Raw genomic sequence first — 8,927 nt, 5'->3', positions numbered from 1 at the left:
TTCCCGGAGCGGGGGGTGGGGGTCGGGGGCCTCCCCCAACGAGTTGGGGGGGGGGAGACGGCGGGCCCCCCCCCCAGCCCCCCGCTCCGGGAACGCCACGATAAGCGATTTTCGCCCGGCGCTCCGCACGGTTCAGTCCGGTGACCAGTCCCCGGCCGCCAGCCGCAACAACAGTAGCGCGCTCAGCTGCCCGCGCTCCACGAGGCTCGACACCCGCATCCATTCCTCGCTGGAGTGAATCTTGCCGCCGTGCACGCCCAGGGTGTCGATGTTGGGCACGCCCGCGGCGGCGAGGTTGTTGCCGTCGCAGCAGCCGCCGGTCGGCTTCACGGCGAGGTCTACGCCGAGGCTGGCACCGCAGTCCCGGGCGAGGTCGAAGAGGCGCTCGTTCGCCGGCCCCGGCACTTTCGGCGGGCGGGTGAAGCCGCCGTGCAGCTCGAGGGACAACCCGTCCCGCGCATCCAGGGAATCGATGATCGCCGCGAGTTCCTGCTCGCACCAGGCGGTGTCCTCCGGCTCCTCGACACGGATATTGAAGCGCCCGACGGCGGTGTCCGGCACGATGTTCACGGCGCCGCCGCCGTGCACGAAACCCGGGTTGAAGGTCACGCCCGGACGCTGGCCGTTGAGATCGTCGATGGCGACCAGGGCCTCGCTGAGCAGGCGGATGGCGTTGCGGCCGAGGTGGTGGTCCCGGCCGGCGTGGGCGGCGCGGCCGCGGGCGAGCAGGGCGAAGTTGCCCGAGCCCTTGCGGCGGCCGGCAAGGCTGCCGTCGGGAAAACTCGGCTCGTAGATGAGGCCCACGTCCGCGCGCGCCGCTGCCTCGCGGATCCACGGCGCCGAGACCGGCGAGCCGATCTCCTCGTCCGGGTTGAGAAGCACCTCCCAGCCGATCTTCTCCGCGAGCGGGCTGCGCTCGAGGGCGAGGAGGGCCCGGTGCATGAGCACGAGGCCGCCCTTGAGGTCTGCCACGCCGGGTCCGCCGAGCGTGTCGCCGTCGATCTCGTGCACGGCCTGGAAGGGGTGGTCCGCTGGAAACACCGTGTCCATGTGCCCGCAGAGAAACACCCGGAAGGGTGCGTCCGGTCGCTTGCGCAGACGCAGCCCGTCGCCCAGGGTGCGTTCCCGCAGGGCGCCGTCGTCGTCGAGCACTTCCAGCGGCGCTGATGGCAGGACCGTGCTCTCTGCGCCCAGGTCAGCGAACAGTTCCGCCAGCGCCTCGCGCACGCGGTTCACGCCCGCGGCGTGGTAGCTCCCGGAATTGATTTCGGCCAGCGCGATGGTTTCGGCGCGCATGGTTTCCGCGCCCTCGGCCACAAAGGCGAGGGCGGCGTCACGGATGGCAGCGTCGAGCTTGCTCATGCGCCCGCGTCCGTGCTTTCGAAGATCCTGTCGGCACTGGCCTCGACGAAACCCTGGTAGAGGCTGCCGTCGGCCTGCCGGTAGCGATAGGCGAACTCGTAGAAGCAGCCCGGAACAACCTGCTCGCCGTCGCTGAAGCGCACGGGTACGCGGTCGGCGAGGGTGGACGACTGTTCCAAGAGCACCTCCGGGGAGCCCTTGATTTCACCGCCCGCGTCGTTGAGCGCGTAGCCGGCGCTCTTCAGCGCGGCATTCACCGCGGCGACGGCGTCGAAGCCCGGGAGGTCGTTCACGCTCACGGTGAAGTGGTTGGCCCGGTAGCCGTGCGCGGCAAGCCAGGCGGCGTATTCGCTCTCCTCGCGCAGCGCGCGGTAGCTGGCGAACGGCAGGTCCCAGGGCCGGTTTCCGCAAAGGAAGGCGGGCTCGGCCGTGGCGGCGGCGGACACCTGCTCACAGAGCGCCAGCACCGTGTCGCGCAGGGTGTCGCTGCACTCGTCGAGCAGCAGCTCGCTGATGAAGATCTTCGGCCGGGCCGGGTCCGGGTGGCGGTAGTAGCGCGCCCGCAGTTTCTTGACGCGGAACCGGTAGTGGTCGCCGATCTCGTAGCCCAGGGCCTCGAACAGCGGGTGCAGGGCATCGACGCCGAGGCGGTCCGTGGCAAAGGTGCGCAGGGCGATATGGTCGTTGACGATCGGCGCGCCGCCGCCGAGCAGGGCGTGGATGCCCTCGGCGCTCGGCGCGTGCTGCAGGTAATCGTCCCAGAGCCGGTCGAAGAATTCCGTGGGGTCCATGCTGTCGCTCAGCCCTCCTTGCTCCAGGGTGTGCCCGGCACGGGTTGCTCCGGTAGCGCTACCGCAGGCAGCTCCACGGAGGCCACCGGGTAGGCGCAGTAGTCTGCGGCGTACCAGGCGCTGGGCCGCAGGTTGCCGGAATCGCCGATGCCGCCGAAGGGGGCCGATCCGCTGGCGCCGGTGGTCGGGCCGTTCCAGTTCAGGATGCCGGCGCGGAGCCGCTCCCGGCAGTAATGGTAGCGGTCCTCGTCGTCGCCGATGACGCCGGCGGCGAGGCCGTAGCGGGTGGCGTTGGCGCCGGCAATGGCCTCGTCGAGGTCCGCGTAGCGGAGCACCTGCAGCAGCGGGCCGAAACGCTCTTCGTCCGGCAGATCGTCGCCGAGGGCGCTGACCTCCACGATACCCGGCGCCAGGAAGGCCCCGCCGCGGGGGTCGCCGGCGAGCGGCTGCAGCGCCTCGGCGCCGGTGGCGAGGAGGTCGTCCTGGGCGGCGAGCAGGTTTGAGGCGGCCTGCGCGGAAATCACCGGCCCGAGGAAGGGTGCCGGTTCGTCGTCCCAGGCGCCGAGGCGCAGGCCCCGGGTGGCGGCCAGCAGCTTGTCGAGAAGCGCATCGCCGTCTGCGCCCGCGGGCAGGAACAGGCGCCGGGCGCAGGTGCAGCGCTGGCCGCTGGTGATGAAGGCGGACTGGATGATCGTGTGGGCGGCTGCGTCGAGGTCGGCCACGCGATCGACGATGAGCGGGTTGTTGCCGCCGAGCTCCAGCGCCAGCAGCTTGCCGGTCTGCCCGGCGAACTGCCGGTGCAGGAGCTGGCCGGTTTTCGCGCTGCCGGTGAACAGCAGCCCGTCGATCTGCGGGTGGCCGGCGAGGGCTTCGCCGGTGCCGACGGCACCCTGCACGAGGTTGAGCACGCCCGCGGGCAGGCCGGCCCGTTCCCAGAGTTCGACCATGGCCGCGCCCACGGCGGGGGTGAGGTCGCTGGGCTTGAAAACGATCGTGTTGCCGGCGAGGAGCGCCGGAACGATGTGGCCGTTGGGCAGGTGCCCGGGGAAATTGTACGGGCCATAGACCGCGAGGACGCCGTGGGGGCGATGGCGAAGGGCAGCGGTACCGGTACCCATGGGCTGATTGCGGCTGCCGGCGCGTTCCGCCTGGGCGTCAATGGACAGCTTCACCTTGCCGACCATGGCCCCGATTTCCGTGCGCGCCTCCCAGAGCGGCTTGCCGACCTCGGCGGCGAGGAGCCGTGCCAGCCGCTCGCTGTCGGCCTTCACCGCTTCAGCGAAGGTTTCTGCGAGGCCTATGCGTTCGTCGAGCGAGCGCCGGCCCCAGGCCGGGGCGGCCTCCCGGGCCGCGCCAATGGCGGCATCGACATCGGTAGCGGTCGCCGTCCGGCCCTCCCAGAGCACCGTGCCGTGCGCCGGGTCCGTGGAGCGCAGCGGGTCACCACCGCCCGCGTGCCACTGGCCGTTCCAGTAGTGACTGTTCATGCGGCGTGCTCCTCCTGCCATTCGCGTAACTGCCTGGCCGGCAGGGCCAGGGCCCGCAGCCGGCCGCCGCTCTCCGTGCGCAGCGCCGCCGCTGCGGCGGCGTCGATCTGCAGCGTGCCGTTGTCGTCGACGCGGTAGCTGCCGAGGGTGGCGCGGAAGCCCGCGCACTCGCCATTGGTCAGCAGCGCCGTCGGCGCCTCCGCAGGCAGGCGGTCGACGACGGCGACGGTCTCCGCCCAGCTGGCGGCGACGGAGCCGATGGCGTCGCGGCGCGCTTCCACCGTGGGGCCGGCGTCGAAGGGGTCGATGTAACCGCGCCAGAGGAAACCCTCGCGCTCCAGCATGCGCAGCGCCGGTACGGTCTGGGCGTGCACCTTGCCGATGACCGCCTGGGCGGCCTTGTCGAGGAGGCTCACGTACACGGGGTAGTGGGGCATGAGTTCGGCGATGAAGGACTTCTGCCCCATGCCCACGCGGTGCACGGCATCGGCCAGGTCCATGGAGAAGAAATGTTTCTGCAGCCAGCCCCAGAAGGGCGAGCGGCCGTCCTCGTCGCTCACGCCGCGCATCTCCGCCATGACCGTATCGGCGAAGAACAGCGGGTGCTGGGCCATGAACAGGAAGCGGAAGCGCGACAGCAGAAAGCCGTTGCGCCGCTGCCGGGCCTCGGGGGTGAGGAACAGCGTGCAGATCTCCGTGGCGCCGGAGTAGTCGTTGCACAGCGTGAGCACGTCCACGGTATTGTGGATGCCGAGCTCCCGCGAGGTGTGCACGACCTTGCTCAGGTGGTAGTGGTAGACGGCGTCCTCCGTCCCCACCCGCGCCTCGATGCCGCTGGTGCCGACGACGGCGCCGCTCTCGCTGTCCTCCATGACGAACAGGAAGCCCGCGTTGCCGCGCGCATCCGGGCCCTCCCGGAAGGCCTGCCGGGCGCGCTCGATGCGCACCTGCAGCTGTGGTTCGTTTTTCGGCAGGGAGGTGAAGCCGTGGCCGGACTCGTAGGCAAAGCGGACGAGGGCCGGGAAGTCCCGGGCCTCGATGGGCCGGATGACCATCATGGCGTCAGCTCGCGGCCGCTGCCGGCTCCGCCACGGCGGCAACGCCCTCGGCGAAGCGGCGCAGCCCTTCGTCGATGTCGGCCTCGGGGATGACCAGCGATGGCGCGAAGCGCACCACGTCTGCACCGGCAACGAGCACCATGGTGCCGGCGTCGAGGGCGGCGTTGAGGAAATCCCGCGCGCGGCCGGCGTAGGCCGGCGCGAGGGCCGCGCCGATGAGCAGGCCCTGGCCGCGGATCTCGCTGAAGACCTGGTGCTCGGCGTTTATAGCCTCGAGCGTCGCCCGGATGCGCTCGCCGCGGGCCTTCACGCCCTCCAGCACCTCCGGGGTGTTGATGAGATCGAGCACGGTCTCGCCCACGGCACAGGCGAGCGGGTTGCCGCCGTAGGTGCTGCCGTGGGTGCCGACCTTGAAGCTCTCGGCGATGGCCGCCGTGGTGAGCATGGCGCCGATGGGGAAGCCGGCGCCCAGGGCCTTGGCGCTGGAGAGAATATCGGGGGTCACGCCGGCGCCTTCGTAGGCGTAGAGGTGGCCCGTGCGGCCGACGCCGGTCTGGACCTCGTCGAAGACCAGCAGGGCGTTGTGCCGGTCGCAGAGTTCGCGCACGCCGGCAAGGAAACCGGGCGCCGGGTTGATGATGCCCCCCTCGCCCTGCAGGGGCTCGAGGACCACGGCGCAGGTGCGGTCGGAGATGACCGCCTCGAGGGCCGCGAGGTCGTTGTACGGCACGTGGTCCACGGCGCCCGGGCGCGGGCCGAAGCCCTCGGCGTAGGCGGGCTGGCCGCCGACGGTGACGGTGAAGAAGGTGCGGCCGTGGAAGGCCCGCTCGAAGGCGATGATCTGGTCCTTCTCGGGGCCGTGGTGGTCCACGGCCCAGCGCCGCGCCAGCTTGAGGGCGGCTTCGTTCGCCTCGCCCCCGGAGTTGGCGAAGAAGACCCGCTCGGCGAAGGTGGCATCGACAAGCTTGCGCGCGAGGCGCAGCGCCGGCTCGTTGGTGTAGACATTGGACAGGTGCCAGAGCCGGTCCGCCTGGTCTTTCAGGGCGCTGACGACGGCGGGGTGACAGTGGCCGAGGCAGTTCACGGCGATGCCGCCGGCGAAGTCGATGTACTCGCGGCCATCCTGATCCCACAGGCGCGAGCCTTCACCGCGTACCGGGATGACGGCGGCGGGATTATAGTTGGGCACCATGACCTCGTCGAAGGTCGCGCGGGTTACCTGCATGGCTTTCACCTCGTCCTGTCGCCTCTTCCTGTGATCGCGTCTCAGTCTACGCGGGGGGGCTGTCATTCTGAATAGCCGAACCGCGCGGATGTGTCCTTCTAAATGGCAATTCGTCAAGCTATTATGACGGAATGTCAGACTCGCTGGATGACCGCATTATCGCCGCCCTGCGTGGGGACGGCCGCCTGAGCTCCACGGCCCTCGCCCGCCGCCTCGGCGTGTCCAGGGCCACGGTGCACAATCGCATGGCGCGGCTGGAGCGCGAGGGCATCATCACCGGCTATACGGTCACGCTCGGTGAGGCGTACCGCGCCGGGCAGGTGGCCGCGCACGTGCTGGTGGAGGTGGAGCAGCGGCTCACGGCGCAGGTGACCGAGCAACTCGGCCGCCTTGCGGAAGTGCAGGCTCTCTACGCCATCAGCGGCGATTATGACCTGATTGTGGTGCTCTCCGCGCCGAGCACCGGCGCCCTCAGTCAGCTCCTCGACCGCATCAGCGAATTGCGCGGCGTGCTGCGCACCAAGTCCTCGGTGATCCTGGAGACCAAGCTGCAGCGCTGAGCACTGCGCAGCTCTCGCGCATTCGGTACCATGCGCACCACACCCGAGCAGGATGCCAGCATGCCCCGACTGAAAAAACTGTTACTCATCGCTGTCGCGATCGCCCTGCCGCTGCGGCTTGCGGCCGACGACGGCTGGCCCCACGGCGCCATGGCGGCCGTGGCCAACCCCTACGCGACCGACGCCGCGGTGGCGATGCTCGAGCGCGGCGGCCACGCGGTGGATGCGGCCATCGCGGCGCACGCCGTCCTCGGCCTCGTGGAGCCGCAGAGCTCCGGCCTCGGTGGCGGCGGCTTCATGCTGGTGTACGACCGGACGGATGACCGCATTGTCTTCCACGACGGCCGGGAGACGGCGCCGGCCGGCGCACGCGTGGACATGTTCATGCGCGACGGCGAAGTCATGGGTTTCCTCGATGCCTGGCAGTCGGGGCTGGCCGTCGGGGTGCCGGGCGTGGTGGCGCTGTACAAGCAGGCGCACGACCGGCACGGGAGGCTGCCCTGGCCGGACCTGTTCCAGCCGGCGATCCGTCTCGCGAAAGCGGGCTTCGAGGTGTCCCCGCGGCTGGCCGGTCTGCTGGAGCGCATGAGGAAGTACACGCGGCTGGATGACAATCCGGACACGGCCGCTTATTTCTACCCCGGTGGCGAGGCGCTGCAGGCCGGTGCCATGCGCAGGAATCCCGAGTATGCGGAAACACTGGAAGCGATCGCGGAGGAGGGCGCCGGCGCGTTTTATGGCGGTCACGTGGCCGCCGAGATCGTTGCCGCGGTGGCCGAAGAGCCCCATCCCGGCACGCTCAGCCTCGGTGATATCGCAGGCTACCGCGCCGTGGAGCGTGAAGCGGTCTGCGGGCCCTGGCGTTCCCTGCGCATCTGCAGTGCCACGCCGCCCTCCTCCGGCGCCATGGAGATTCTCGTCGCCAACCTCTACGACGCGTTGCTGCCGGAGAACCCCGGCCGGGAAGATCGCGTCGCGAGCTTCGTCGATGCGCAGCGCCTCGCCTATGCCGACCGCGACCACTACTTCGGCGACCCGGAAGCGATGACGCTCTCGCTCCGACACCTGCTCGACCCGCGCTACATCGAAGCGCGGTCCGGGGATCGCGCGGCGCCCGGGGAGGAAGCCGGCCACGGCGACCCGGACGCGGTGCTCCTGGGCATGCCGCAGGCAGCGCGCCACGGTGCGGATACGACGCAGGAAATCGGCGGTACCACGCACCTGTCGATCGTCGACGGGGAGGGCAATGCCGTCTCCTTCACCGCCACGGTCGAGGCGCCCTTCGGCAGTTCGCGCTGGGCCGCCGGCTTTCTCCTCAACAACGAGCTCACGGATTTTGCCCGGGAAGTGTCCCCGACCGGGCCGCACCCCGCCAACGCGGTAGGCCCGGGCAAACGACCGCGCTCCTCCATGTCGCCCACGCTAATATTTGACGATGCCAGCGGTGAGCTGGTCATGGTCACGGGATCACCGGGCGGCAACTCCATCCCGGCCTATGTTGCCAAGACGGTGCTCGGTGTCTTCGACTGGGGCCTCTCCGTCGAGGAGGCGGTCGCCTTCCCCAACATCATCGCCCGCGGGCGACCGGTACGGGTAGAGGTGGGCACGGGCACCGGCGATGCCCTCGCCGACGCCCTCGCCGCCCGCGGCTACCCGGTCCAGGAGCGTGAGGGCGAGAACTCCGGGCTGCACGTGATCCGTGTCACGGCGAAGGGCCTCGTGGGTGCCGCGGACCCGCGCCGCGAGGGCACGGTGCGCGCCGTCGCGCCCTGAGCCGCGCCTAGCGCCGGCACTCGCTCGCCGGCAGCTCGATGCGCCGCTCGTAGCCGTCCGCGGAACGTTCCAGGCGGTAGCAGCGGATGCTTTCGCGCGTCGGCCGCAGCTCGCGGTCGCGGCTGCAGTCCCTGCATTCCTCGTCGAGGAGCGCACCGGTGATCGCTGACCCGATGATGGCGCCACCGATGATGCCCGCGCCCCGGTACCGACGGTCAGGGTACCCGTAGCGCGGGTACCAGGGGTGGCGCGGCGCGGTGTACCAGCCGCCATACCAGCGCTGGCGGGGCACAGCCCGGTGCCCGCGCCAGCGCCGGTAGTCACGCCAGTGGTCCCGACGCCAGTGGTCCCAACGCCAGTGGTCCCGGCGCCAGTGGTCCCGGCGCCAGTGGTGCGTGCGCCAGCGACGGTCCTGGCGGCCGTCGCCGTCCCAGCGTGCCCGCCGTTCCCAGCGGTCATCGTCGTAGCGGCGGTCATCGCGGTCGGCGAGCGCGAGGCCGGGTACAACGGCAGCCAGTGCCGCCACCAGGGCCAGGGTCCTGAGTCTGCGTCCCATGGGTTGTCTCCTTTTTTTCCGCGTACACCGGTTCAGTGCACGGCCCCATGGTGTCGCGGGCGTCCTGAACACGCCCTGAACGCTGCCTGCTGACTTTTTCCGTGGCGTTCAGCCC

The 8,927-nt window shown here is 70.6% G+C and carries 8 protein-coding genes; 2 read left to right on the top strand and 6 right to left on the bottom strand.

From position 1 onward, the window contains the following. Nucleotides 1-132: 132 nt before the first annotated feature. From ACX93N_RS04555 to ACX93N_RS04535, 5 genes are read right to left on the bottom strand one after another with little or no spacing between them, the layout of a single operon-like run. A complete protein-coding gene (locus ACX93N_RS04555) occupies nucleotides 133-1,362 on the bottom strand; it encodes a hydrolase (protein WP_459427209.1) in 1,230 nt (409 codons plus the stop codon). Further along, complete coding sequence (locus ACX93N_RS04550; protein WP_459427208.1) at nucleotides 1,359-2,153, bottom strand: 2-oxoadipate dioxygenase/decarboxylase family protein; 795 nt, start codon at nucleotides 2,151-2,153, stop codon at nucleotides 1,359-1,361. Before ACX93N_RS04550 ends, ACX93N_RS04555 begins: the two co-directional genes overlap by 4 nt. A gap of 8 nt (nucleotides 2,154-2,161) precedes the next feature. Further along, nucleotides 2,162-3,640 (bottom strand): succinylglutamate-semialdehyde dehydrogenase, encoded by a 1,479-nt coding sequence (gene astD / locus ACX93N_RS04545; RefSeq protein ID WP_459427207.1) that lies wholly within the window; start codon nucleotides 3,638-3,640, stop codon nucleotides 2,162-2,164. Then, complete coding sequence (gene astA, locus ACX93N_RS04540) at nucleotides 3,637-4,698, bottom strand: arginine N-succinyltransferase (protein ID WP_459427206.1); 1,062 nt, start codon at nucleotides 4,696-4,698, stop codon at nucleotides 3,637-3,639. Before astA ends, astD begins: the two co-directional genes overlap by 4 nt. 4 nt (nucleotides 4,699-4,702) lie before the next feature. Continuing rightward, nucleotides 4,703-5,923, bottom strand: a complete 1,221-nt coding sequence (locus tag ACX93N_RS04535; RefSeq protein WP_459427205.1) for an aspartate aminotransferase family protein — start codon at nucleotides 5,921-5,923, stop codon at nucleotides 4,703-4,705. A 131-nt stretch (nucleotides 5,924-6,054) separates the two neighbouring features. Here ACX93N_RS04535 and ACX93N_RS04530 point away from each other — a divergent pair, with 131 nt between their 5' ends. Next, nucleotides 6,055-6,483, top strand: a complete 429-nt coding sequence (locus ACX93N_RS04530; RefSeq protein WP_459427204.1) for an Lrp/AsnC family transcriptional regulator — start codon at nucleotides 6,055-6,057, stop codon at nucleotides 6,481-6,483. Nucleotides 6,484-6,543: 60 nt separating this feature from the next. Next, nucleotides 6,544-8,256: a gamma-glutamyltransferase family protein gene (locus tag ACX93N_RS04525; protein ID WP_459427203.1), complete on the top strand. Its 1,713-nt coding sequence runs from the start codon at nucleotides 6,544-6,546 to the stop codon at nucleotides 8,254-8,256. A gap of 7 nt (nucleotides 8,257-8,263) precedes the next feature. Here the strand turns inward: ACX93N_RS04525 and ACX93N_RS04520 are convergent, their stop codons facing one another. After that, nucleotides 8,264-8,812 (bottom strand): hypothetical protein, encoded by a 549-nt coding sequence (locus tag ACX93N_RS04520; RefSeq protein ID WP_459427202.1) that lies wholly within the window; start codon nucleotides 8,810-8,812, stop codon nucleotides 8,264-8,266. Nucleotides 8,813-8,927: the final 115 nt, after the last annotated feature.

The organism is Pseudohaliea sp. (genome assembly GCF_054552115.1).
The sequence above is the reverse complement of the archived record's forward strand: the minus strand, read 5'-3'. Positions and strand labels throughout refer to the sequence as shown.

Coding starts and splice junctions, on each gene's coding strand:
- ACX93N_RS04535 (WP_459427205.1), bottom strand. CDS start 5,923: ATGCAGGTAACCCGCGCGACCTTCGACGAGGTCATGGTGCCCAACTAT.
- astD (WP_459427207.1), bottom strand. CDS start 3,640: ATGAACAGTCACTACTGGAACGGCCAGTGGCACGCGGGCGGTGGTGAC.
- ACX93N_RS04520 (WP_459427202.1), bottom strand. CDS start 8,812: ATGGGACGCAGACTCAGGACCCTGGCCCTGGTGGCGGCACTGGCTGCC.
- astA (WP_459427206.1), bottom strand. CDS start 4,698: ATGATGGTCATCCGGCCCATCGAGGCCCGGGACTTCCCGGCCCTCGTC.
- ACX93N_RS04550 (WP_459427208.1), bottom strand. CDS start 2,153: ATGGACCCCACGGAATTCTTCGACCGGCTCTGGGACGATTACCTGCAG.
- ACX93N_RS04555 (WP_459427209.1), bottom strand. CDS start 1,362: ATGAGCAAGCTCGACGCTGCCATCCGTGACGCCGCCCTCGCCTTTGTG.
- ACX93N_RS04530 (WP_459427204.1), top strand. CDS start 6,055: ATGTCAGACTCGCTGGATGACCGCATTATCGCCGCCCTGCGTGGGGAC.
- ACX93N_RS04525 (WP_459427203.1), top strand. CDS start 6,544: ATGCCCCGACTGAAAAAACTGTTACTCATCGCTGTCGCGATCGCCCTG.